This is a genomic window from Tistrella mobilis (assembly GCF_041468085.1).
Lineage (GTDB): Bacteria > Pseudomonadota > Alphaproteobacteria > Tistrellales > Tistrellaceae > Tistrella > Tistrella mobilis_A.
The window spans coordinates 3,376,742-3,401,079 of sequence record NZ_CP121017.1; the positions used below are offsets into that span (position 1 = coordinate 3,376,742).

Annotated in this window: 21 protein-coding genes and 1 tRNA gene; 6 read left to right on the plus strand and 16 right to left on the minus strand. The window is 67.5% G+C overall.

Translation table 11 applies throughout. The features are described from left to right. Positions 1 to 27: 27 nt before the first annotated feature. The 5 genes from P7L68_RS20840 to P7L68_RS20860 form a co-directional block, all read right to left on the minus strand. Complete coding sequence (locus P7L68_RS20840) at positions 28 to 1,818, minus strand: acyl-CoA dehydrogenase C-terminal domain-containing protein (protein WP_372001323.1); 1,791 nt, start codon at positions 1,816 to 1,818, stop codon at positions 28 to 30. 25 nt (positions 1,819 to 1,843) lie between these two features. After that, complete coding sequence (locus P7L68_RS20845) at positions 1,844 to 4,177, minus strand: 3-hydroxyacyl-CoA dehydrogenase NAD-binding domain-containing protein (RefSeq protein ID WP_372001325.1); 2,334 nt, start codon at positions 4,175 to 4,177, stop codon at positions 1,844 to 1,846. A gap of 45 nt (positions 4,178 to 4,222) precedes the next feature. Next, positions 4,223 to 5,362: an acetyl-CoA C-acyltransferase gene (locus P7L68_RS20850; RefSeq protein WP_372001326.1), complete on the minus strand. Its 1,140-nt coding sequence runs from the start codon at positions 5,360 to 5,362 to the stop codon at positions 4,223 to 4,225. A 137-nt stretch (positions 5,363 to 5,499) separates the two neighbouring features. After that, positions 5,500 to 5,892, minus strand: a complete 393-nt coding sequence (locus P7L68_RS20855; RefSeq protein WP_014748384.1) for a MerR family DNA-binding transcriptional regulator — start codon at positions 5,890 to 5,892, stop codon at positions 5,500 to 5,502. A gap of 160 nt (positions 5,893 to 6,052) precedes the next feature. Then, complete coding sequence (locus P7L68_RS20860; protein ID WP_372001328.1) at positions 6,053 to 7,783, minus strand: long-chain fatty acid--CoA ligase; 1,731 nt, start codon at positions 7,781 to 7,783, stop codon at positions 6,053 to 6,055. A 394-nt stretch (positions 7,784 to 8,177) separates the two neighbouring features. Between P7L68_RS20860 and P7L68_RS20865 the strand changes: the two genes are divergently transcribed. Further along, positions 8,178 to 8,399, plus strand: a complete 222-nt coding sequence (locus P7L68_RS20865; protein WP_296716547.1) for a hypothetical protein — start codon at positions 8,178 to 8,180, stop codon at positions 8,397 to 8,399. Continuing rightward, positions 8,396 to 8,977 (plus strand): AAA family ATPase, encoded by a 582-nt coding sequence (locus tag P7L68_RS20870; protein ID WP_062769144.1) that lies wholly within the window; start codon positions 8,396 to 8,398, stop codon positions 8,975 to 8,977. The genes P7L68_RS20865 and P7L68_RS20870 overlap by 4 nt, the downstream gene beginning before the upstream one ends. Before the next feature lie 190 nt (positions 8,978 to 9,167). Here P7L68_RS20870 and P7L68_RS20875 read toward each other — a convergent pair whose 3' ends face one another. From P7L68_RS20875 to P7L68_RS20925, 11 genes are all read right to left on the minus strand, one after another. Then, complete coding sequence (locus P7L68_RS20875; protein WP_372001330.1) at positions 9,168 to 9,311, minus strand: hypothetical protein; 144 nt, start codon at positions 9,309 to 9,311, stop codon at positions 9,168 to 9,170. Between the two features lie 10 nt (positions 9,312 to 9,321). Then, the gene (locus tag P7L68_RS20880) at positions 9,322 to 9,954 is read right to left on the minus strand and encodes a hypothetical protein (RefSeq protein ID WP_372001331.1); all 633 of its coding nucleotides are present in this window, start codon (positions 9,952 to 9,954) and stop codon (positions 9,322 to 9,324) included. 108 nt (positions 9,955 to 10,062) lie between these two features. Then, positions 10,063 to 10,707: a hypothetical protein gene (locus P7L68_RS20885; protein ID WP_372001332.1), complete on the minus strand. Its 645-nt coding sequence runs from the start codon at positions 10,705 to 10,707 to the stop codon at positions 10,063 to 10,065. Positions 10,708 to 10,845: 138 nt separating this feature from the next. Continuing rightward, positions 10,846 to 11,808: a methylmalonyl Co-A mutase-associated GTPase MeaB gene (meaB, locus tag P7L68_RS20890; protein ID WP_372006903.1), complete on the minus strand. Its 963-nt coding sequence runs from the start codon at positions 11,806 to 11,808 to the stop codon at positions 10,846 to 10,848. A 43-nt stretch (positions 11,809 to 11,851) separates the two neighbouring features. Next, the gene (ppdK, locus tag P7L68_RS20895; RefSeq protein WP_372001334.1) at positions 11,852 to 14,518 is read right to left on the minus strand and encodes a pyruvate, phosphate dikinase; all 2,667 of its coding nucleotides are present in this window, start codon (positions 14,516 to 14,518) and stop codon (positions 11,852 to 11,854) included. Positions 14,519 to 14,526: 8 nt separating this feature from the next. Then, a complete protein-coding gene (gene glyS / locus P7L68_RS20900) occupies positions 14,527 to 16,602 on the minus strand; it encodes a glycine--tRNA ligase subunit beta (RefSeq protein WP_372001336.1) in 2,076 nt (691 codons plus the stop codon). A gap of 4 nt (positions 16,603 to 16,606) precedes the next feature. Then, positions 16,607 to 17,500 carry a glycine--tRNA ligase subunit alpha gene (locus P7L68_RS20905; RefSeq protein WP_372001338.1) on the minus strand — a complete coding sequence of 298 codons (894 nt, stop codon included), beginning with the start codon at positions 17,498 to 17,500 and terminating at the stop codon, positions 16,607 to 16,609. Positions 17,501 to 17,727: 227 nt separating this feature from the next. After that, positions 17,728 to 17,979, minus strand: a complete 252-nt coding sequence (locus P7L68_RS20910) for a hypothetical protein (protein WP_372001339.1) — start codon at positions 17,977 to 17,979, stop codon at positions 17,728 to 17,730. A gap of 12 nt (positions 17,980 to 17,991) precedes the next feature. Continuing rightward, the gene (locus P7L68_RS20915; RefSeq protein WP_372001341.1) at positions 17,992 to 18,867 is read right to left on the minus strand and encodes a S49 family peptidase; all 876 of its coding nucleotides are present in this window, start codon (positions 18,865 to 18,867) and stop codon (positions 17,992 to 17,994) included. A 60-nt stretch (positions 18,868 to 18,927) separates the two neighbouring features. Continuing rightward, a complete protein-coding gene (locus P7L68_RS20920; RefSeq protein ID WP_372001342.1) occupies positions 18,928 to 19,746 on the minus strand; it encodes a tRNA1(Val) (adenine(37)-N6)-methyltransferase in 819 nt (272 codons plus the stop codon). After that, the gene (locus tag P7L68_RS20925; protein WP_372001344.1) at positions 19,743 to 20,072 is read right to left on the minus strand and encodes a DUF2007 domain-containing protein; all 330 of its coding nucleotides are present in this window, start codon (positions 20,070 to 20,072) and stop codon (positions 19,743 to 19,745) included. The genes P7L68_RS20920 and P7L68_RS20925 overlap by 4 nt, the downstream gene beginning before the upstream one ends. A 323-nt stretch (positions 20,073 to 20,395) precedes the next feature. Here P7L68_RS20925 and P7L68_RS20930 point away from each other — a divergent pair, with 323 nt between their 5' ends. The 4 genes from P7L68_RS20930 (at position 20,396) to P7L68_RS20945 (ending at position 24,255) form a co-directional block, all read left to right on the plus strand. Further along, on the plus strand, positions 20,396 to 21,397 hold the full coding sequence (locus tag P7L68_RS20930) for a polyprenyl synthetase family protein (RefSeq protein WP_372001345.1): 1,002 nt from the start codon (positions 20,396 to 20,398) through the stop codon (positions 21,395 to 21,397). A 58-nt stretch (positions 21,398 to 21,455) separates the two neighbouring features. Further along, positions 21,456 to 21,532 (plus strand) — tRNA-Pro (locus tag P7L68_RS20935). 288 nt (positions 21,533 to 21,820) lie between these two features. Continuing rightward, positions 21,821 to 23,104 carry an ATP-binding protein gene (locus P7L68_RS20940; RefSeq protein WP_372001347.1) on the plus strand — a complete coding sequence of 428 codons (1,284 nt, stop codon included), beginning with the start codon at positions 21,821 to 21,823 and terminating at the stop codon, positions 23,102 to 23,104. 158 nt (positions 23,105 to 23,262) lie between these two features. Then, positions 23,263 to 24,255 (plus strand): acyl-CoA desaturase, encoded by a 993-nt coding sequence (locus P7L68_RS20945; protein ID WP_372001349.1) that lies wholly within the window; start codon positions 23,263 to 23,265, stop codon positions 24,253 to 24,255. Positions 24,256 to 24,338 lie beyond the last annotated feature (83 nt).

The window sequence follows — 24,338 nt, forward strand, 5'->3', positions numbered from 1 at the left end:
GTCGTCTGTCGAGGCCTGTGGCGACGATCAGAACTCGTCGTCGGCCATCGCCATCACGGTCTTCGCGCCGGCCATGGCCACCGCAAAGGCCGCCAGATGCTCGGGCAGCACCTGCTCCATGAAGAAGCGGGCGGTCTTGAGCTTGCGCTGGTGGAAGTCGACATCCTCGCCCGCGGCGATCTTGCCGGTCGCGACCTCGGCCATCTTCGTCCACATGAAGGCGAGTGCGACCAGCGCGAACATGCGCAGATAGGGCGAGGCCGCAGCACCCGCCTCGTCGGGATTGGCCATGGCCTTCTGCGCCAGGCCGGCGGTCGCCTGCTGCAGGCGCTGGAAGGCCTTGGCGAAGGGGCCGACGAACTCCTTCAGCGCCGGATCCGACTTCTTCGCGGCGATATAGGCATCGGCCGGATGGAAGAAGCGGCGCAGCAGCCGGCCCATGCCGGCGGACAGCTTGCGGCCGACCAGATCCATCGCCTGGATGCCGTTGGTGCCCTCGTAGAGCTGGGTGATGCGGGCATCGCGGACATACTGTTCCATGCCGTGCTCACGGATATAGCCGTGGCCGCCATAGATCTGCACGCCGCGATTGGCGTTGTCGAAACCCAGATCGGTCAGGAAGGCCTTGATGATCGGGGTCATCAGCTGGACCAGATCATCCGCCTCCTGCCGCACCGCCGGATCGGGGTGGTGGTGCGAGACGTCGATCTCGGTGCCGATCCAGTAGGACAGCGCCCGCGCACCCTCGTTCAGCGCGCGCATGGTCATCAGATTCCGGCGCACATCCGGATGAACCACGATCGGGTCGGCCGACCGGTCCGGATATTTGGTGCCGGTCAGCGCCCGGCCGGCGGTGCGGTCCAGCGCATAGGCAACCGCCCCCTGATAGGCCGCTTCGCCGATGCCCAGCCCCTGCATGCCGACGGCGAGCCGCGCGACATTCATCATGGTGAACATCGCCTGAAGGCCGCGATGGGGCTTGCCCACCATCCAGCCGACCGCGTCGTCGAAGTTGAGCACGCAGGTCGCCGACGCCTTGATGCCCATCTTGTGCTCGATGGCGCCGCAGGCGACGCCGTTGCGCTCCGCCGGTGCGCCATTGGCATCGGGGATGAATTTCGGCACCAGGAACAGGCTGATGCCGCGGGTGCCCTCGGGCGCATCGGGCAGCTTGGCCAGCACCAGATGGATGATGTTCTCGGTCAGGTCGTGCTCGCCGGCCGAGATGAAGATCTTGGTACCGGTGATGCGGAAGCTGCCGTCATCGTCCGGTACCGCCCTGGTGCGGATCAGCCCCAGATCGGTGCCGCAATGCGGCTCGGTCAGGCACATGGTGCCCGACCAGGTGCCGTCGGAAAGCTTGGGCAGATAGCGGGCCTTCAGCTCGTCCGAGGCATGGGCGGCGATGGCGTTATAGGCGCCGGCCGACAGGCCCGGATACATGCCGAAGGCGAGATTGGCCGAGCAGATCATCTCCTCGACCACGAAGTTCAGGGTCTTGGGCAGCCCCTGCCCGCCATATTCCGGATGGGTGGCAAGCGCCGTCCAGCCGCCCTCGATGAAGGTGGCATAGGCTTCCTTGAAGCCCTTGGGCGTGCGCACCACGCCGTTCTCGAAGGTGCAGCCTTCCTCGTCGCCCGGGCGATTGAGCGGGAACAGCTCGTTCTCGCACATCTTCGCCGCCTCTTCGAGCACGGCATCGAAGATGTCGGGGGTGGCATCCTCGTAGCCCGGCAGCTTCGAGATCCGCGAAACGTCGAGCACGTCGTGCAGCACGAAACGGATGTCGCGCAGCGGTGCCTTGTAGGTTGCGGCCATGGGATCGGTCTCCTCTCCGCAGGGCTCAGTTGCGCAGCGGCTTGCCGGTTTCGAGCATGTGCTCGATCCGGGCCAGCGTCGCAGGCGTCTTCAGAAGCGAGATGAAGGCCTCGCGCTCCAGCCGGGTGACATCATCCTCGCGCAGCGTCTCGGTGATGTCGGTGTCGCCGCCCGAGAGCACGCGGGCAAGCGCGCCCGACACCACCACGTCATGCGGCGTGGCCTTGCCCTGCTGGAAGAAGCCGTCCACCGCCATTTCCAGCGCCACCCGTGCCGAGGGGCCGGGCAACGAGATTTCGGCGGGTTCCGGCTTCCGATAGCCCTCGGCCAGTTCCAGCGCCCGGGCCTTGGCATCGGCCAGCACCCGGTCGCGGTTCATGGTGATCCGGTCGCGGTCGACGAGCAGCAGCATGTCGCGCGCCTCGTCGGCGCTTTCCGACACTTTCGCGGTCGAGACCATTTCGAAGACCTGGCCCACCGCCGGCATCGGGCCGCCCGGACGACGCTTGTTGGCCATCCAGCGGAACAGCAGCTCCTTGCAGCCGCCCCAGCCCGGCACCACGCCGACGCCGACCTCGACCAGACCCATATAGGTCTCGGCATGGGCCTGAACGGCATCGCAATGGAGCAGGATTTCGCAGCCGCCGCCCAGCGCCATGCCCGCCGGCGCACCGACCACCGGGAAGGGCGCGTATTTCAGCGCCTTATAGGCTTCCTGGCCCATGCGGATCATGCCGTCGATCATGTCCCAGGCGGCGATGTTCGAGGCGAACAGGGCCAGCCCGACATTGGCGCCGACCGAGAAGTTGTCGGCCTCGTTATAGATCACCAGCGCCTTGTAGCCGCCACGCACGATCTCGGTCGACTTCGCGACCATTTCGAGCACGCCCGGATCGATCGCATTCATCTTGGTGTGGAATTCCAGGCAGAGCACGCCGTCGCCCAGATCCCACAGGCTGGCCGACCCGTTGCCGTCGACCCGCTTCGAGCGCCGCTTGACGTCGGAGAGGCGCAGCACGCCCTCCGGCACCGGCACCGGGGCATAGCCGCCGGCACGGGTGGCATATTCGAGCACGCCGTCCGAAACCCGATAGAAGCGGCCGGTGCCGTTGCCGGCGACGGCAGCCAGGATGTCGGGCACCTTGCGGCCCTCGGCCTTCAGCCGGTCGGCGAACCAGCCGGCGCCCATGCGGTCGATCAGCTCGAACGGGCCGTACTTCCAGCCATAGCCGAGGCGCATCGCCTCGTCGATCGCCGGCACCTCGTCGGCGATGACGCCGACCAGATCTGCGGTGTAAGACAGCGCCGCCGAAATAACCGCCCAGGCATAGGCGCCGCCGGCATCCTCGTGCGAGACCAGGGCGCGGAGATCCTTCGCCCCGGCACGGATGCTGGCAAGGTCGGGCTTGCGCTTCGCCCGGTATTCGCCGGTCGCGAGGTCCATCGCCTCCTGAATGGTCTGGCCAGCATCCTTGCGCCGACGGTAGAAGCCGCCCTTGCCCTTCCGGCCGGTATAGCCCTCGGCGATCATCTTCCGGAACAGATCGCTGTCGCGGTAGATGGCGTGATAGGCGTCATCGGCGGGCAGGGTCGCCTTCATGCTGGCGGCGACATGGGGCATGAGGTCCAGACCGACGAGATCGATCAGCCCGAACACGCCGGTCTTGGGGATGCCGACCGGCTTCGAGAGCAGCGCATCGACCGCCTCGACATCGAGCTTGCGGTCCATGGCCTCGGTCACCGCCGCCTGCATCCAGAAGGTGCCGATGCGGTTGGCGATGAAGCCGGGGGTATCCTTGCAGTCGACCACGCCCTTGCCGAGCGCATGGTCGCCGAAGGCGCGGATCGCTTCCACCGCATCCGCACGCGTCTCGGGGCCGGCGACCAGCTCCAGCAGACGCATATAGCGCGGCGGGTTGAAGAAATGGGTGATCAGGAAATCGCCCTTGAACGCCGCCGACCGGCCCTCGACCAGCAGGCCAAGCGGGATGGTCGAGGTGTTCGACGACACGATCGAGCCGGGCTTGCGGACCTCGTCGAGCGTCGCATACAGCCTGCGCTTGATGTCGAGGTTCTCGATCACCGCCTCGACGATCCAGTCGGCATCGGCCAGCTGGCCCAGATCGTCTTCCAGATTGCCGGTGGTGACGAGCTTCGCGCGGCTCGGATGCATGAAGCTTTTGGGCTTGGTCTTCAGCATCTTCTGGACCGCGCCCTCGGCGAGCGCGTTCCGGTTTTCTGCCCCCTTGGGCACGATGTCGAGCAGCACCACCGGCACGCCGGCATTGGCGATATGGGCCGCGATGCCGGCGCCCATGACGCCGGCGCCGATCACGGCCGCCTTCTTGATTGCAGTCATCTCAAAGCATCTCCGGTCGCTTGGGACAGCCGTCTGGTTCCTGCGTCAGAGCGCTTCGAGGACCGTGGCGATGCCCTGGCCGCCGCCGATGCACTGGGTGGCCAGCGCATAGCGCCCGCCTTCCCGCTTCAGCAGGGCCGCCGCCTTGCCGGTGATGCGGGCACCGGTGGCACCCAGCGGATGGCCGAGAGCGATGGCGCCGCCATCCAGGTTCACCCGGGCCGGATCGAGGCCCAGATCCTGGATGCAGGCCAGCGCCTGAGAGGCGAAGGCCTCGTTCAGCTCCACAACGTCCAGATCACCGGCCTTCACGCCGGCGCGGTCCAGCGCCTTGCGGCTGGCCGCCACCGGACCGATGCCCATGATCTCGGGCGCGCAGCCGGCAACGGCCACCGAGCGGATGCGGGCGAGCGGGGTGAGGTTGTTCTTCGCCGCATATTCTTCGGTGCAGACCAGGCAGGCCGAGGCGCCGTCGGTGAGCGGCGACGAGGTGCCGGCGGTGACCACGCCATCCTTCTTGAAGGCGGGATCGAGCCCGGCCAGCCCTTCCACCGACGCATCGGGGCGGATGCAGCCGTCGGCATCGACGGCCGGGCCCTTCTTCTGGGTGATCGCGACGATCTCGTCGGCGAACCGGCCCTGCTCGCGCGCCGCGGCCGCCTTCTTATGCGAGGCGACGGCGAATTCCTCCTGGGCGGCGCGGCTGATCTGCCACTTTTCGGCGACGTTCTCGGCCGTTATGCCCATCGGCATATAGGCGCCGGGCATCATCTCGGCCAGCACCGGGTTCGGTGCCGGGTTGAAGCCCATCATCGGCACGCGGGTCATCGATTCGACGCCGGCGGCGATGAAGGCCTCGCCCGCACCCAGCTGGATGGCGCCGGCCGCCATATGAACCGACTGCATCGACGAGCCGCAGAAGCGGTTGACGGTGGCACCGGCCACCGACTGGGGCAGGCCGGCCAGCAGGCCGATCAGGCGCGCGGCATTGAAGCCCTGTTCCCCCTCGGGGAAGGCGCAGCCCAGGATCAGGTCTTCGATCGTCTCGGGATCGATGCCGCTCCGCTCGACCAGGCCCTTGACCACCTGGGCTGCCAGATCATCCGGACGGACCTTGGTCAGCGCGCCCTTGCGCGCGAAGTGGAAAGGCGAACGGGCATAGCCCGCGATCACGACGCTCTTCATGGGGGCCCTCGGCTCCTGGATTGTCTCTCCCGTGCGCCGGCGTGCCGGCGCTCGTGGTTCTGGTGTCAGACATGTGGTCTTACATGGTGGCGCGGGAACGATGACGGTTCCGCGATGCCTCTGGCGACATCCGGCAATCAGCCGGCGGCATCGACGCCCTTGACGGCCAGCGCGGCCAGCACCTGGGCCTCGATGTCGCGCAGCTCGTCGAGGGTCACCATCAGATCGCTCAACTGGCCCTGAAGCTGTTCCATCCGCTCGGTCACCGCGCTGCGCAACTGGCGCAGCTGCTCCACCTGGGTGCGGTCGGCCTCGTAGAGGTCCAGGAATTCCTTGATCTCCGCCAGGCTGAAGCCCAGCCGCTTACCGCGCAGGATCAGCTTCAGCCGTGCGCGATCGCGATAGGAATAGACCCGGTTCATGCCCTCCCGTGCGGGCTTGATGAGGTGCTGATCCTCGTAGAACCGGATCGCCCGGGGCGTGATCGAGAATTCCTCGGCCAGTTGGGTGATCGTGAAGGTGTCCGGCATGCGCTCCCCCGCTTGTGCACAGGCCCGGCGGACCTCGGGGGCGGTGCCACTGCCCCGGGCCCGGTTCTTCACCTGTGTGGCTCTTCGCCTGTGTGCCATCCCGACCCGGGCATGTTAGTTGACGTTTACGTAAACGTCAACTAACTCCGCACGGGCCCGTTCAACCGGCGGCCTTGCGGCGCGCCTCGTATTTCTCCTTCTCCTCCTGCACCAGCTCCTTCTTCGACAGCTTGCCGATCAGGGTCTTGGGCAGGGCGTCGCGGAACTCGATCTGCTTGGGCATCTCGATCGGCGACAACCGCTCCTTCAGGAAGGCGGTGAGTTCGGCCGCCGTCAGATGGGTGCCGGCCTTCAGCTTCACGAAAGCCTTGACCGTCTGGCCGCGATACTCGTCGGGGATGCCGATGACCGTGCATTCCTCGACCGACTCATGCAGATAGATCGCCTCTTCGACCATGCGCGGATAGACGTTGTAGCCGCCGGCGATGATCAGATCCTTGATCCGGTCGACGATGAAGGCATAGCCGTCCTCGTCCAGATAGCCGACATCGCCGGTGTGCAGCCGGGCGCCGGCCATGGCCTTCGCGGTCTCCTCGGGCTTGTTCCAGTAGCCGGCCATCACCTGGGGGCCGCGGATGCAGATTTCGCCGCGGCTGCCCTGGGGCAGCACGGTCTCGCCATCCTCAAGATCGACGATCTCGATCGTGGTGCCCGGCATGGGCAGGCCGATCGAGCCTTCCTTGCTGATGCCGTTGAACGGGTTGCAATGGGTGACGGGCGATGTCTCGGTCAGGCCGTAACCTTCGACCAGCGTGCAACCGGTCAGCTTCTCGAAGGTCTGCTTCACCTCCAACGGCAGCGGTGCCCCACCCGACAGACAGTAATTGATCGACGAGAGGTCGAACTCCCTGATCTTCGGATGATTGGCGATGGCCGTGTACATGGTGGGCACGCCGGGGAACAGGCTCGGCTTCTTCTTCGCCAGCGTCTCCAGAACCTGGTCCAGTTCGAAGCGCGGCAGCATGATCATGCAGGCCCCGGCCAGCACCGAATAATTCATGCAGACCGTCATGGCGAAGACGTGGAACAGCGGCAGCACCACCATGGTGCGCTCCTGCCCCGGCCGCGCATCGGGGAACCAGGCCTCCAGCTGCCGGGCATTGGCATGCAGATTGGCGTGGGTCAGCATCGCGCCCTTGGGCAGGCCGGTGGTGCCGCCGGTATATTGCAGCACCGCCACCGTGGCTTCGGGATCGATCTGAACCGGCGCATAGCGGCCGTCATTCTGCATCAGCGCCTTGTGATGGACGATCCGGGCGCTCTTCTCGACCTTGCCGATCTCCTTGCCCTTCACCAGCGGGAACAGCAGGTTCTTCGGGAAGGGCAGCACACCGGCCATAGGGCACACGATCACCCGTTCAAGACAGGTCTTGCCCAGAAGGTCCTGGACCTTGTCGTAGACCACCGCCAGATCCAGCGTCACCATCACCCGGGTGCCGCTGTCATTCACCTGGTGTTCGATCTCGCGCGCGGCATAGAGCGGGTTGAAGTTGACGATCGTGGCGCCGATGGTCAGCGCGGCATAGTAATAGACGATCGAATAGGGCGTGTTGGGCAGGAACAGGCCGACCCGGTCCCCCGGCTTCACGCCGATCTGCTGCAGCCCCTTGGCGGCCTGGCCGACCATCCGCCCGATCTCGCCGAAGGTGAGGATCTTGCCCAGGAAGTCGACCGCCGGCCGATCGGCGTAAGCCTTGACCGCGTGATCCATCAGCGAGGTCAGCGGCGCGGGCGAAATCGTCTTGCGCCAGTTCACGTCGGCAGGATATTTGCGCAACCAGACCGGCTCGGCTCCGCCGGGATCGATCCCGGCACCCATCATCTGTGTCATTGGTCCTCCCGAGACCTTGTCGCGACCCCGGCGCCCGCCCCTGCCCGGCCCGGACCCCGTACCGCTTCCTTGATGAGCCGTCCCCCAACGGCAATACCGGTTTCCGTTTACGTCAACCGGCCGTTCGACTATCCCAGGACACGCGCCCCGGATCAACAGTCACGCCGCGAACCGGCGCCGGATTCTTTGCCGGCCGCATATGCCCGGACGCAACCATGGGTCTGTCCTCAACCCAGAGTTACAATACCCGGAATCATGTCTCAAGACAGGTCGGAACGATCGGGAGGATTGTCAATCGGATCGGGGCGACGTCGGGGATTGAAAGCGCATGACAGGCGGCCCAGTTTCACGGGATCATCGGTGGCATACGGCGCGATCCCGGGGGAACAGAAATATGTCGACAGCACCGGAGGATACTCTGGCGCGGATGCTGGACGAGGCAGGCGAGGACAGCTCAGAGGCTGCCGGGCACCTCGCTGCCGGGCGCCCGATCTACTACAGAACCTCCGACCTTCCACCGCGGCAGGTCATCAAACAGTATCCTGACGGCCGCAGGGAACTGGTGAGCTTTGAAACCGGCCGGGAAACCCTGATCGGGGAGCTGTCGGCAGCGTGACTCGCCTGTGGGTGATCGCCGGCCCCAACGGCGCCGGCAAATCGAGCCTGACGCGCCGTTACATCTCTCTTTTGACGCGGTTGCACGTCATCAATCCTGACACCATTGCTGCGAATCTTGCGGGCGGCGGCCGCTTCACCGCAGACCAGGCGGCACGCGCCGGCAGAGTGGCCCTGAAGGAGCAGCGCCTTTATCTGGCCGAGCGCCGAAGCTTTGCCGTCGAGACGACACTGACCGGACAGGCCCCTCTCCGCCTTCTGACGACGGCAAGAGACGTCGGCTACAAAACCAGCCTCGTCTATGTCGGTCTGGACGATGTGGGCCTGTCATTGGCGCGCGTCGCGGCACGTGTTTCCGCGGGTGGCCATGACATACCGCCCGCAGATATCCTCAGACGTTTCGACCGAAGCATGGCGAACCTCCACAGGGCCCTGCCGCTGGTGGACAGGCTCTGGCTGTTCGACAACTCCCGAGATCGGTGGCGCCTTATCCTTCGCACGGAAGGCCGACACCTTCGCTTCGCAAGCCCTGACCTGCCGCGCTGGGCAGCAGACATCGTGACAGGTTACAGGCGCTGATCGCCCGCAGACCTTGGGCGCCGCGCCCCGATCACTGTCGCAACCCCTCCAAGCACCACCTGCCCGGGCACGAAAATCATCCGCGCCATGCCGCTGAAGGCATTGGCGTCCTTGTAGATGAAGGGGGTGATCTGTTCGGCGGGGTCGATATGAATATAGAGATACCAGCCGAGGCAGGCCCGGCCCAGCGTCAGAGCGGCGCAGGCTGCCGCCAGCGGCCAGGCGGGGCGCGCAGCAGGGCCAGGAAGTCCAGCACCTCGACCAGCAGAAAGGCCGCATAGCCGCCATAGGCGGCTATGACGAGGCCAAGGATGCGGCGCAGGGCGGCGGTCATCCGACTGCCGTTATCCCTGGGCCTGGAGCGCACGCAGCCGCTCCATATGGGGGCGCACCGCCTCCAGCTCGGCCGCGGAGATCGCCATCACCGGGCGGTTCATCTCGTCCGACGGGCCGTAGCTCTGCAGCAGCTGCCGCTTCTGGGCGTCGGTCAGCTGGTCGCTGTCGCGGATCCGCGTTCTCAGGGCATCGCGCTCGGCCCGGGCGGCAACCGATGCCGCGCCGTCGTAATCGAGCGTCAGATAAGCCTGCATGATCCGATCGCCGGTCGCGGCCCAGGCAGCGAGATCGGCAAAACCGCGCTTCATCATCATGGCCGAGGCCTCGTGCCATTCCGGCATGCCCTCGATCGCGGCGGTCATCGCCGTAAGATCCCGGCCCGGCTGCGTCGGCGTCGCCACCCGATGATCGCGGATCGCCTGGCCGATCTCCGCGCGCCGATCCGGCGGCAGAGCCCCCGACCAGTCCGTGAACGCCTGCCAGCTGTCGAGCCAGAGCGTCACCACCTCGCCGGTCAGAGGGCCGGTCAGGTCGACACCGGCCTCCCCTGCGGCGTGCGCGGCGCGGGGTGCCGCCACGCACGCGGTCATCGGAATGGCGACGGCAAGCACCAGAACCAGCAGGCGGCGGGCGATCTGCACGGGCGGATCCTCATGGCGCAGAAGAAGAGAAGGCGAGGAAGCGGGCGACGCCGGCCCAGCGCCAGCCCGCCGGATCGGCCAGCCCGCCGGATCAGTCAGCCCGCCGGATCAGTCGCCGCCGCCCATGTTCCGGATACGCTCCAGATGCGGCTGCACCGCGGCGATGTCGGCCGGATCGGCCTTGCCGGCCTGATCCATCATCGCCCCGGCATCGCCCAGCATCTGCAGCATCATCTTCTTCTGCTCGGCGGTCATGTCGGGCGAGTTCATGATCTGGCTGCGTGCGGCCTCCATCTCGGCCCGCTGGCCCTGGACATCCTCGCCCTGCATCTCGATCGCCATATAGGCCTGCATCACCCGATCGCCGATGGTCGCCCAGTCGTCGAGGCCCGAGAAGCCGTGCTTCGAGACGATGCCGGCAGCCTGCGCCGCCTCGGGCGCGCCCGCCATGCGGGCCACGGCGGCGGAAAGCATGCGGCCATCGGCCATATCGCCCATCAGGGCCTGCGGATCACCGGCACCGCCAAGGGCCTCGCGGCGGTCCTCGGGCAGGGTGTCGCTCCAGGCTTCAAGCGCCTGCGAGGCATCCAGCCAGCGGCCGACGGTGGCGCTGTCGAGGCCGGCGGCACGGGCCGGCTGGGCAAGGCCCAGGGGCAGGCCAACGGTCAGGGCCGCGGGCAGTGCCACGGCCAGACTGGCCAGACTGGCGCGGAAGGCGGCCGCGGCAAGGCGGCGGCGAAGGATCGCGGTCATCGTCCAGACGTCTCCCATCCAGGCGGGCCTTCTGCCCGCCGGCACAATCGGACCGGGGCCCCGGGCCGGTGGTTCCGGCCTCTTGCGGTCCTGATGCGATACATCACCCGACCATACTGCCGGACCGGCACGCCCGCGTCAGCGGTCGAGGCGGGCGGTCAGTTCTTCGGCGGCAGCGGCCAGGCGCCGGAACGGCCCCTGCCCGGCTGCAGAACCGGTACCCGCACCACCCAGGCGACGCAGACCCTCGGTTCCGAAACGATCCTTGAGCGACGAGGCGATCCAGCCCTCGGCCTGGGCCTGGCGCCGCGGCGCCAGCCGGTCTTCGGCGATCAGCCAGTCGTGATGGCGGTCTGCTGCGGCGATCAGATCCCCGATCCCCTCGCCCGTCGCCGAGGCGACCTTCAGCACCGGCACCTTCCAGCCATCCGCACGCAGCCCCACGGCCTTGAGCGCGGTTGCGACATCGGTACGGGCGCGTTCGGCGGCCGGCCCGATATCGGCCTTGGTGACAACGGCCAGGTCCGGAATCTCCATGATCCCGGCCTTCATGAACTGCAGGCTGTCGCCCGATGCGGGCTGGACGCAGAACAGCACCGTGTCGGCCACCTCTTCGACATCGGTCTCGGACTGGCCGACGCCCACCGTTTCGACCAGCACCACGTCGAACACCGCACGCATCAGCACGGTGGCGGCGATGGTCAGATCGGCAAGCCCGCCCAGCCGGTCACGGGCCGCCATCGAGCGGATGAACACGCCCTGGTCTTCAGGATCGGTCTGGATGCGCGTGCGGTCGCCGAGCAGCGCGCCCTTGGTGCGCTTCGACGAGGGGTCGACCGCGATCACCCCGACACTGCGGCCCTGATCGCGATAGCAGCGGATCAGAGCGGAAAGCAGCGAGGATTTGCCGACACCGGGCGGACCGGTGATGCCCAGAACCCGGGCGGCCGGCGCTTCATGCGCGGCATCGAGCAGGGCCGCAGTCTCCGGCCGCCCGGCCCGGCTTTCCAGTTCCGCCAGCGCGCGGGCAAGCGCCGGCTTGCCGCCGTCCCGGATGGCGTCGAGACGGCGGAGGCCGGCAGCGCTGCTGCCGGCCTCCATCCTGTTCCCGTCGGAACCGCCTGTCATGCCGCTGTCCCGGCCGTCAGCCGCGGGCGCGGAGCGCCGCCTGGGCGGCGGCCAGGCGCGCGATCGGCACGCGATAGGGCGAGCACGAGACGTAGTCGAGGCCGGCACGCTGGCAGAAGTCGATCGACGCCGGGTCGCCACCATGCTCGCCGCAGATGCCGAGCTTGATGTCGGGGCGGGTCGAACGGCCGCGCTCGGCCGCGATCTTCACCAGTTCGCCGACGCCGTCCTGGTCCAGGCTGACGAAGGGATCCTGATCGAAGATGCCGGCCTCGCGATAGCTGTCGAGGAAGGCGCCCGAATCGTCGCGGCTGATGCCGAAGGTGGTCTGGGTCAGGTCGTTGGTGCCGAAGCTGAAGAACTCGCCGACCTCGGCGATCTTCGCGGCCTGAAGGGCGGCGCGCGGCAGCTCGATCATGGTGCCCACCAGATACTCGACCTTCGCCCCCTTCTCGGCGAAGACCTTGGCCGCAGTGTCGTCGACCAGCTTGCGCAGGATTTCCAGCTCGCGGCGGGTCGCAACCAGCGGGATCATGATCTCGGGCGTCACGGTCTGGCCAAGCTCGGCCGAAACCTCGACCGCAGCTTCCAGGATCGCCCGGGCCTGCATCTCGTAGATTTCGGGGTAAGAGATGCCCAGACGGCAACCGCGATGGCCCAGCATCGGGTTGCTCTCGTGCAGGGCCGAGGCGCGGGCAGCCAGCTTCTGCGCATCGATGCCCGAGGCGGCGGCCACCTCGGCGATGTCCTTCTCGGTATGCGGCAGGAACTCGTGGAGCGGCGGGTCCAGCAGGCGCACCGTCACCGGCAGGCCGGCCATGATCCGGAACAGCGAGACGAAGTCGCCGCGCTGCATCGGCAGCAGCTTGGCCAGCGCCGCACGACGGCCGTCGGCATCATCCGACAGGATCATCTGGCGCACCGCGATGATGCGGTCGTCGCTGAAGAACATGTGCTCGGTCCGGCAGAGGCCGATGCCCTCGGCACCGAAGGTGCGCGCGGTTTCGGCATCCAGCGGGGTCTCGGCATTGGTGCGGACCTTGAGCGTGCGGATCTCGTCCGCCCAGGCCATCAGCGTGCCGAAATCGCCCGACAGGTCCGGCTTGATGGTCGGCACACGGCCGAGCATCACCTCGCCCTTGCCGCCGTCGATGGTGATGGTCTCACCCGCCTTGACGGTGACGTCGCCGACGGTGAACTGACCCTTCGCATAGTCGATGCGCACGGTGCCGGCACCCGACACGCAGGCGCGGCCCATGCCGCGGGCAACCACCGCCGCATGGCTGGTCATGCCGCCGCGGGCGGTCAGGATGCCGCGGGCGGCATGCATGCCATGGATGTCTTCGGGGCTGGTCTCGATGCGGACCAGGATGACGTCCTCGCCGGTCTGGGCACGCTTCTCGGCCTCGTCGGCGGTGAAGACCACCACGCCCGAAGCGGCACCGGGAGAGGCCGGCAGACCCTTGGCGACGACCTGCTTGGGGGCCTTGGGGTCCAGCGTCGGATGCAGCAGCTGATCCAGCGCCTGGGCCTCGATGCGGGCCACCGCCTGCTCGTGGGTGATCAGCCCCTCTTCCGCCATGTCGACCGCGATCTTGAGCGCGGCGGCGGCGGTGCGCTTGCCGTTGCGGGTCTGCAGCATGTAGAGCCGGCCCTGCTGGACCGTGAACTCGATGTCCTGCATATCCCGGTAGTGCTGCTCCAGCCGGTCCTTCACGGCGACCAGCTCGGCGAAGACCTCGGGCATCTCCTCTTCCATCGACGGATCGGAAGAACCGTTGGCCTGCTTGCCGGCAACCGTCAGGTGCTGCGGGGTGCGGATGCCCGCCACCACGTCCTCACCCTGAGCGTTGACCAGGAATTCGCCGTAGAACTCCTTAGCACCGGTCGAGGGGTTGCGGGTGAAGGCCACGCCGGTCGCGCAGTCGTCGCCCATATTGCCGAACACCATCGCCTGCACGTTGACGGCGGTGCCCCACTCGGCGGGGATGTTGTGCAGACGGCGATAGGTCTTGGCGCGCTGGTTCATCCAGGAACCGAACACCGCGCCGATCGCGCCCCAGAGCTGCTCACGCGGGTCATCCGGGAAGGGACGCCCCAGCTCGCGCTCGACGATCGCCTTGTAGTCGTCGATCAGCGACTTCCAGTCGTCGGCGGTCATCTCGGTGTCGAGATGGTAGCCGCGCTCTTCCTTGCGCGCCTCCAGCCGGTCCTCGAAGAAGCTGTGATCGACGCCGAGCACGACGTCGGAATACATCTGGATGAAGCGGCGATAGCTGTCATAGGCGAAGCGCTCGTCACCGCTGCGGCGGGCGAGACCATCGACCGTGACCGGGCTGAGGCCCAGGTTCAGCACCGTATCCATCATGCCGGGCATCGAGGCGCGCGCACCGGAGCGGACTGAGACCAGCAGCGGGTTCTCGGCATCGCCGAAGCGCATGCCCATCTCGGTCTCGACCTTGGCGAGCGCTTCCGACACCTGCGCCTCAAGCTCGGCCGGATAGGTCTGGCCGTTGGCGTAATAATAGGTGCAGACCTCGGTGGTGATCGTCAGACCGGGCGGAACCGGCAGGCCCAGATTGCTCATCTCGGCCAGGTTCGCACCCTTGCCGCCGAGAAGGTTGCGCATGTCCGCGGTGCCTTCGGAGCCGTTGCGGCCGAAACTGTACACCCACTTGGTCATCGGTCGACTCACCCTTCGATCTTCGAAAAATCGGCCACGGCCTCCAGCGCCGCCCGGATCTCGGACAGCAGATGGAGCCGGTTGCGCCGACGCTCCGGCATATCGCAATTGACCGTCACACGGTCGAAGAACGCGTCGACCGGCACCCGGATCCCTGCCAGAGCCGTCATCGCCCGCTCGTACTCCTCCCCGGCCAGCGCCGCGGCGATATCCGCCCGCGCCTGGACGAGGGCGCCATGCAGCGCCACCTCTTCGGGTTCGACCAGCAGCGCCGCATCGGCATCGCCACCATAGGTCGTCCCGTCCTTCTTCTCTTCGATACGCACGATGTTGCTTGCCCGCCGGTACGCCGCCAGCAGGTTCGCCCCATCCTCGCCATCCAGGAACGACTGCAGGGCGCGCACGCGCGCCAGCAGCCGGACGACGTCGTCATCATCGACACCGGCCAGCGTCGCCGCGATCAGATCATGGCGCACGCCGCGGTCGCGCATCAAGACCTTCAGCCGGTCGGCGAAAAAGCCCATCAGATCGCCGTGAAGGCGGCCTGTGTCGATCTCGCCCAGGATCGGCCGGTAACCGTCGGCCGCAGCCGTGATCGCCGCCTTGAGCGGCAGGCGCACACCGGTCTCGATCAGGATGCGCAGCACGCCCAGCGCCGCACGGCGCAGCGCATACGGATCCTTGGAGCCGGTCGGTTTCTCGTCGATGGCAAAGAAACCGGCGAGCGTGTCGAGCTTGTCGGCCAGCGCCACCGCCACCGACAAGGGCGCGGTCGGCACGCTGTCCGACGCACCGGCCGGCGCGTAATGCTCTCCGATCGCCTGGGCGACCTCGGCCGGTTCGCCGTCATGGGTGGCGTAGTAGCGGCCCATGATGCCCTGGATTTCGGGGAACTCGCCGACCATGCCGGTGACGAGATCGGCCTTGGCCAGCCGGCCGGCCCGCTCTGCCCGCTCGGGATCGGCACCCGGCACATGGGCCGCAAGCCACCGGGCCAGCGACGCGATGCGCGCGGCCTTGTCTGCGACGGTGCCGAGCTTCGCCTGGAACAGGATCGCGGTCAGCCGGTCGAGACGCGCATCCAGGCGGGTCTGACGGTCGGTGTCCCAGAAGAACTTGGCATCGGCGAGGCGCGCGCGCAGCACCCGTTCATTGCCGTGGACGATCACCTTCGCCCCCTCGGCATCGGGGGCGAGATTGCTCACCAGCACGAAGACCGGCGCCAGCCGGCCCTCGGCATCCTCGGCGACGAAATAGCGCTGATGGGTGCGCATGGCCGAGACCAGAACCTCGGAGGGCACATCCATGAAAGCATCGTCGATGCGGCCGGCAAGCACGGTCGGCCATTCGACCAGGCCGGCCACCTCTTCCAGCAGGCCTTCATCGGCGCGGAGCATCAGCCCCAGATCGGAAGCGAGTGCCGCGGCATCCGATGCGATCTTCCGCCGCCGCTCTGCCGCGTCCAGCACCACATGGGCACCGGCCAGCGCCGCGCGATAACCGGCGAAATCATGCACCTCGATGGTGGCCGGCGCCAGGAAGCGATGGCCCTGGGTGGTGTTGCCGGCGGTCAGATGACCGAAGCGCACCGGCACGACCGCGCCGCCGAACAGGCAGAGGATCGAGCGCAGCGGCCGCACCCAGCGGATCTGATGGGCCCCCCAGCGCATGGATTTGGGCCAGGGCAGATCGGCGAGCGCACCCGCGATCAGCTCCGGCAGCACCTCGATGGTGGGCCGGCCGGGCTCGAACACGTCGAGGAACCAGAAACTGCCCTTGGGCGTCTCGCGCTCGATCAGCGAGGAGCGGTCGGCATTGTTGGCGGCAAGGAAGCCCGCCAGCGCCTGTTCGGGCGCACCGACCCGCGGGCCGCGGCGCTCTTCCGCCCGATCGGGCTGGGCCTCGGCCAGATCATGGATCACCAGCGTCAGGCGGCGCGGGGTCGAGAAGGCCTCGGCGCGGCCGAAGGTGATCCGCTGTGCGGCCAGACGCTCGGTCACCAGACGCGCCAGATCGTCGGCGGCCCGGCCCTGCATGCGGGCGGGAATCTCTTCCGACAGAAGTTCGAGAAGCAGTTCGGCCATGGGATCAGGCCTTTCCGGCGGCAGAGACGGAGGGGCTGCCCGCGATCCAGGCCTCGCAGCACCCCTTGGCCAGCGCCCGCACCCGGCCGATATAGGCCGCACGCTCGGTGACGCTGATCACGCCGCGCGCATCCAGCAGGTTGAAGAGGTGGCTGGCCTTGATGCACTGGTCGTAGGCCGGCTGGGCCAGACGTGCAGCCAGCAGGCGGGCGCATTCGGCCTCGGCATCGGCGAAGTGCCGGAACAGCATGCCGGTATCGGCCTGCTCGAAATTATGTGCCGAATAGTCGCGCTCGGCCCTGAGGAAGATGTCGCCGTAACGCACGCCGCGGTCGTTATAGGCCAGGTCGTAGATGTTCTCCACGCCCTGGATGAACATCGCCAGGCGTTCCAGGCCATAGGTCAGCTCACCCGAGACCGGCTCGCATTCGATGCCGCCGACCTGCTGGAAATAGGTGAACTGCGACACCTCCATGCCGTCGCACCAGACCTCCCAGCCGAGCCCCCAGGCGCCCAGCGTCGGGCTCTCCCAGTCGTCCTCGACGAAGCGGATGTCATGGACCAGCGGATCGATCCCCAGAACCGCCAGGCTGCCCAGATACAGCTCCTGCAGGTTCTCGGGCGACGGCTTCATGATCACCTGGAACTGGTAATAATGCTGCAGCCGGTTGGGATTCTCGCCGTAACGACCGTCGGAGGGCCGGCGCGACGGCTGGACATAGGCCGCGTTCCAGGCATCGGGGCCAAGTGCCCTGAGCGTGGTGGCCGGATGGAAAGTTCCTGCGCCGACTTCCATGTCATAGGGCTGCATGATGACGCAGCCCCGCTCCGACCAATAGTGCTGGAGACGGAGAATGATCTCCTGGAAAGACGGCGCGCCTTTGCGCTCTGTCGCCATGCTCAGCCCGCTGATGCGTGTCGGCAATCCTGCCGCCGACCGGTTCGTTTGGTGCGGCGCGAACATAGCCGCCGGCCGGTTGAGGGTCAAGGATCGCGCGCTTCGCGCAAGATGCGTGCGCGCCGCCCCGGCCGGGCCGTCCCCCCGGTTTCCGGGGGAGACGCGGCAGCATGGCTATGATTAAGGGTTAGTTAAGATCCGATATGCACGCACCGCGTGTATTCGCCTCAGCCGACCGGACAGTCGCCCCGGCCGCAGGGCCCGGCGCCGGGCACCACGAAGCTGCCGCAGCGGGCGCAGCGGTCGGCATCGGCCACCTCGCGCCCCGCCCGGCGCCGGCGCGGCACATGGCGGGGTTCCCGCCGGTCTTCGCGGGCGATGGTCTCGCGGCGCTGGCCGAAGATCCGCGCCAGCCGGACCCCGGTAAACACGGCCAGCACCACCAGCACCAGCAGCAGGATCTTCGACAGGCTGAGCATGGCCCCGCGCCCTCAGAGACCGTAGCGCGACCAGAGCGCGCGGGCTTCGACCTGCTCGACCAGTCCGGCGACGGCGGCGGTGCCGGCACGCTCGGCCTGCAGCCCCAGCCTGACCCGGCCGAACAGGCCGCTGCGCTCCTGGATCTGCGCGAAACGGACCTCCTCGCCGAAGCGGCTGCGCATCACGCTGCGCAGATCGCCCAGACCGTCGGCAAGCCCCAGTTCCACGGCCCGCGCGCCGACCCAGACGTCACCCTCGAACAGCGGCGTGTCACCCGCCTTCTCAAGCCGTTGCCCCCGGCGCTCGCGCACCACTTCGATGAAACGCTGATGCACCTGTTCCTGAATGCCACCCAGCCAGGCGATATCCTCGGCCTTCTCGGGCTGGAACGGATCGAGCCGCATCTTGGAATTGCCCATGGTGTAGACGCGGCGGTCGAGCCCGAGCCGCGCCATGGCGCGGTCGAAGCCGAAGCCGGCCGAGACGACGCCGATCGAGCCCACCATCGAGGTCTCGTCGACATAGATCTCGTCGCCGGCCATGGCCAGCCAGTAGCCGCCGCTCGCCGCCACGTCCTCGACGAAGGCGATCACCGGCAGCTTCTTCTCGGCAGCACGGGCCCGGATATGCTTCCAGATCAGCGAAGACTGGGCCGGCGAACCGCCAGGCGAGTTGATGACCAGCGCCACCGCCTTTGCCTCGGGCAGCTTGAAAGCCCGCTCGATCAGCGGCTTCACCGCCTCGTGCGACAGGTTCGCCTGGAAGCTGCGGCCGGACATGATCATGCCCTCAAGGCGCAGCACGGCCACGACCGGCGGCGGATTGCGGAACCGCTTCACCGGCAGCAGGCGGAGCAGGCGGCGGAAGCGGCTGGGCTTGTCGGTCAAGGCGGCATCTCTCCCGGGTGCTGGGTTCAGGGGATCATATCGAGTGGCGGGCAGCGCCTGTCAACGCCGGGGCGGTGCGTCAAGCGACAGGGCGGCCGCCTCTTCGAGCACGGCCCGGACCGTCGGCGTCCAGTTCCGCCCCTCCCCCGCCAGGACCAGCGGCGCCAGCAGGGTAAGCGGTGCCCGTCGTCCCTTGCGGGCCTGAACGATCACCCGCTTGGCCGGCCGGCCATCGTCCACCGTGTGGACCGGCAGAACCCGGATGTCGCCGGCCGGGCCGGTCAGCGCCGTCAGGATGCCGGCCAGCCGGTCGGCCCGCATCACGATGGTGAAACTGCCGCCGGGCTTCAGCCGCTTCAGACCGGCCGCGATCCAGGCATCGAGACCGATGCCGTCCTCGACATGGGCGGCACGGCGGCCCGGATCGGGCGGCGGGGCGGCGCGGATGTCCTCAAGAAAGGGCGGGTTGGTCAGAACATGATCGAAGGGCTGCGCGCGCGGATCCTCCGCCCCGGACAGCCGGGCCCCGACATCCGTCTCCACCACCGTCAGGGCTGCGCCGGCAAGCCCGGCATTCACCCGGGCGAGCGCCGCCGCACCACCATGACGCTCCACGCCGACCAGCGCCAGCCCGGGCACCCGGGCCGCAAGGCAAAGGCTGGCCGCACCGGCCCCCAGCCCCAGATCCAGCACCCGCTGCCCCGGCTCGGCCGGCACGGCGGCGGCCAGCAGCACCGGATCGACCGCCGCACGATAGCCGTCGATGAACTGGACCAGCCGCACCCGCCGGCCCAGAAGATGGTCGAGACTGACCGTCGCCGGATCGATGCCCTGGCGGGCGAGCGCCTCGTCGAGGCCGAAGGCGGTGATCACGGTCACCGCCGGGGACCCAGAACCCGTGCGACCAGGCCGGCCAGACCGCCGGCGGCAGAACCCGGGCCATCCGCGGCCCCGGAAGGGTTCCTGCGGGGCGGCGCTGAGATCGGCCCGGTTTCCCCCAATGCCTGTGCCGCTTCGTCCAGCAGGTTGCGGGCGCGCGGCGCCAGGAGATCATCCACCATCAGCCGGCGCGGGAAGGCGCCGATGGAACCTTCGGCGAGGCTCATCTGTTCGTCGAAGACCAGGGTCTCGATGCCTTCAGCGGCCAGAACCGCGCGCGCCCAGGACAGGCGTACCGGATCGGTGGTCAGCAATACGACATCCATCGGCGGCGATCCCGGGAGAGTGAGGCGGTGACCGTCGCCACACCAGGAGCGCAGGACGGACGGGGTGAGGTCTGGGTGAGGTGAAGAGACGGTGACGACGGCAAGGCATACGCACGGCGGCTTGTGCAACGCACACGGGCGGGGCAGGATGTGCGGCGATACACTCTGTCTGCCCCCTGCGTCGCTGCGCATCTTGACCGCGCCGCGCGCCACTTCATATGCTCCCCAGCGCCGCGCGGAGCGTCAAGCCCTGCCGGCCCCGGGTCCAACGTTGCCCTGTCTTCCAACGTTGCCCTGAAACAAGACGGATCGGCTGCTCTCTCGTGGATGCGCGCGCACACTCCTCGCAAGAGGTCCTCTCGACCCTTCAGGCTCTGGTGGCAGATGACCTGAAGCGTGTCAATCAGGTCATCATCGACAACATGCAGAGCCAGGTGGGGCTCATCCCCCAGCTGGCCGGCCACATCGTGTCGTCCGGCGGCAAGCGGCTCAGGCCCCTGCTGCTGCTGATGTCGGCCAGGCTCTGCGGCTATACCGGCGACCGCCATGTGCCGCTGGCGGCCTGTGTGGAATTCATCCACACCGCCACGCTGCTTCATGACGATGTCGTGGACGAAAGCGAGCTGCGGCGCGGCAAGGCCACCGCCAATGCGGTCTTCGGCAACAAGGCCAGCGTGCTGGTCGGCGACTTCCTGTTCAGCCGGGCCTTCCAGCTGATGACCCGCGACGGCTCGCTGGAGGTGCTGCGCATCCTCTCGGATGCTTCGGCGGTGATTGCGGAAGGCGAGGTGATGCAGCTGCTCACCTCCAACGACCTCGAAACCGACGAGGCCGCCTATCTCCGCGTCATCGAAAGCAAGACCGCCAAGCTGTTCGAGGCCGCCTGCCAGATCGGCCCGGTGGTCGCCGAGCGCCCGGATGCGGACATCGAAGCCCTGGCCCGCTACGGCATGGCACTGGGCGTGATCTTCCAGCTGACCGACGACCTTCTCGACTATTCGGCAGAACAGGCGGCACTGGGCAAGACCATCGGCGACGACTTCCGCGAGGGCAAGATCACCCTGCCGGTCATCGTGGCCCATGAGCGGGGCGATGCGGAAGAACGTGCCTTCTGGTCGCGGACCATGGAAGAGCTGGATCAGCGCGAAGGCGATCTGGAACACGCCATCGGGCTGATGCGCCGCCACGACGCTTTCGGTGAAACCCTGCGTCGTGCCGAGACTTACGGCGAGATCGCCCGCGCCTCTCTGCAGGGCTTCGCCGATGGGATCGAGCGCCGCACCCTGGACGATCTGATCTCGTTCTGCATCGCTCGCGGTTTCTGATCGAAAACCTGCTTGCAGGGGCCGCCGGATCCCGCTATAAGGCGCCCCACGGACGCACCGGAGTGTAGCTCAGCCTGGTAGAGCACCGTCTTCGGGAGGCGGGGGCCGCAGGTTCGAATCCTGCCACTCCGACCAACTTCGGTATGTCCGATCGTCACACCCCGGCAGGGAAACCTGCCGGGGTGTCGTCGTTCAGGGGTCAGGCGTCCGATCGCCGACATGCGGTGACCGAAGGTTCCTGGTCCGGCATGCGCGACATCTTTGGGCCGACTTGCGTGCGTTGCGGCATTTCGCAAGGGCAAATGTCGACTTACATTGCAACCTGATGGTGATCACGGCACCATCATGCAATGCATACGGATCAAATGTGACGCAGGCGCGCCACATACCCGGTCTGCCATCCTGAACCACCGGATCCCTCACATGGCCGACGGAGACGCCCTGGACGACGCGATGGAAGACAGCGTGCAGCATGCCGACCGGCTGCTGCGTATGGCGGTCAACCGGATTCCGGAAGCCGTGATCATCTACGACACCGATGATCGCGTCGCCTTCGTCAATCAGGCCTATTGCGATTTCTTTCCCTATATGCCCCCGGTCGGGCAGCTGATGGGCCAGCGCTTCGAAGACGTCATCCGCCACAGCATGGTGGCCCCGGGTGTCGTGCTCGATCCGCTGGCCCGGACCGATCCGGATGCCTATATCGCCAAGCGCCGCCACCGGCTGCACAACCCGCAGCCCCAGCCCTTCGAGCAGCTGACGGCCGGCCGCTGGCATCTCGTGCGCGAGGTCAGGGTGCCCGGCGTCGGCTTCTTCGGCCTGCGCAGCGACATCACCGACATCAAGCAGCGCGAGATCGAGCTGAAGATGGCGCGCGATCATCTGGCCCGCCAGACCCAGCAGCTGGCGGAAGCGCGCGAGGTGGCGGTCCGCGCCCGCGAGATCGCGATCGCCGCCAGGCTGGAGGCAGAGCGGGCCAGCGCCGCCAAGTCCGAGTTCCTCGCCCGGGTCAGCCACGAGCTGCGCACGCCTTTGAATGCGATTCTGGGTTTCTCCGAAATCATCCGCGACCAGCTTCTCGGTGATCGGGCACCGCAGCGTTATGCCGAATATGCCGCCGACATCCATCACGCCGGCTCGCATCTGCTGAAGCTGATCGACGATATCCTCGACATGGCCAAGATCGAGGCCGGCCGGCTGGATCTGCTGGTCGACGACGTGGATCTCCACGGCCTGCTGCGCGAACTGATGCACACCTGCAAGCCGCTCGCCCGCCGGAACAACAACCGGTTCGAGACGCAGATCCCAAACGACATCGGCACGTTGAAAGGCGATGTCACACGGCTGCGACAGGTGGTGCTGAACCTTTTGTCCAATGCCTGCAAGTTCACCCGGGGGGGCGCGGTGACCCTGACCGCCCGGCGGATCAGCTCCGTCGACGGCCGCAGCGATCTGGTCGAGATCGTGGTCACCGACACCGGCATCGGCATGACCGAGGCACAGCTGGCCCGGGTGTTCGAGGATTTCATTCAGGCCGACGCCGCGATCGCCCGCACCTATGGCGGCACGGGGCTGGGGCTGCCGATCTGCCGGCGGCTCTGCCTGCTGATGGGCGGAGATATCCGCCTGGACAGCAGCCCCGGCACCGGCACCACTGCCCGGGTGACCCTGCCGGTCTCGGGCCCGCCCGGCTGCATCCCTGTCTGACCGATCGACGCGACATACAACCCTAAGGCGTCAAATCCCGCGCCATGCGTCCAACATTGCTTGAAATTTCTCGCAAGGGTTGTTTATATAGGGTTCAAAGCAACATTGGAGTTTGCAACGACCGCGGCCGGGAGACGGATGCGGACGAAGGGGGGATGATGTCGTCTGACACGCCGACCAGCGGATCGGCCCGCCCCGGTGCCCGGAGCGGCCAGGATCCGCGCCTCAGGCGGGCACAGGCCCGCCACGCCTTCGCGATCCTGGTGCTGCCCGCCATCGGCAGCCTGATCGCCATCGGCCTTGCCATCCACGAGGGCAGTGTGCCGGCCGCAGCCCTGGTCATTCTGGCCGTCTCTTACATTGCGACTTATGCCGGCATCACCGTCGGGCTGCACCGGCTGTTCGCCCATCGCGCTTTCGAGACCAGGCCCTGGCTGCGCGCGGTCTTCGCCGTGCTCGGCTGCATGGCGGCCCAGGGACCCGCGATCTACTGGGCGGCCAATCACCGGGTTCATCATATCCGGTCGGACCGTGACGGCGACCCGCACAGCCCGCGAATCGCAGACGGGCGGCAGCTGGGGCGCTGGGAAGGGTTCTGGCACGCCCAGGCCGGCTGGACCTTCAGCCATCGGCCGGCCGACGTCTTTGCGGTCACCCGCGACCTGACCCGCGACCGGCTGCTGATGTGGATCAACCAGCGCTATCTGTGGTGGGTGGCGCTGGGGCTGGTTCTGCCCACGCTGGCCGGTGCGCTCGCCATCGGCGGCATCCGGGGCGCGGTGCTGGGCCTGCTCTGGGGCGGCGCAGTGCGGCTGACCCTCAGCTATCACTTCACCAATGCGATCAATTCACTCACCCACATGATCGGCACCCGGCCCTTCGGCGGCCGGAACACATCGACCAATCTGTGGCCGATCGCCCTGCCGACCCTGGGGGAGGCCTGGCACAACAACCACCATGCCTTCCCCACCTCCGCCCGCTTCGGCCTGGCGGTGTGGGAGCTGGATATCGGCTGGTGGATCATCCGCAGCCTGGAAGCCGTGGGGCTTGCCTGGAACGTCCGCCGCCCCCTGCCCGAGAGCATCCGCGCCAAGCGCGCCGCAGCCGCTGCAGGCATGCAGGTCGACGACGACGACCGTGTGACGGCCTGAACGCCCGCCTGGCCGCCCCGCTTGCGGCCGCATCTCAATCTGGATGGGCCGATCAGAAATTATCGCGCCTGACGCGAAATTTT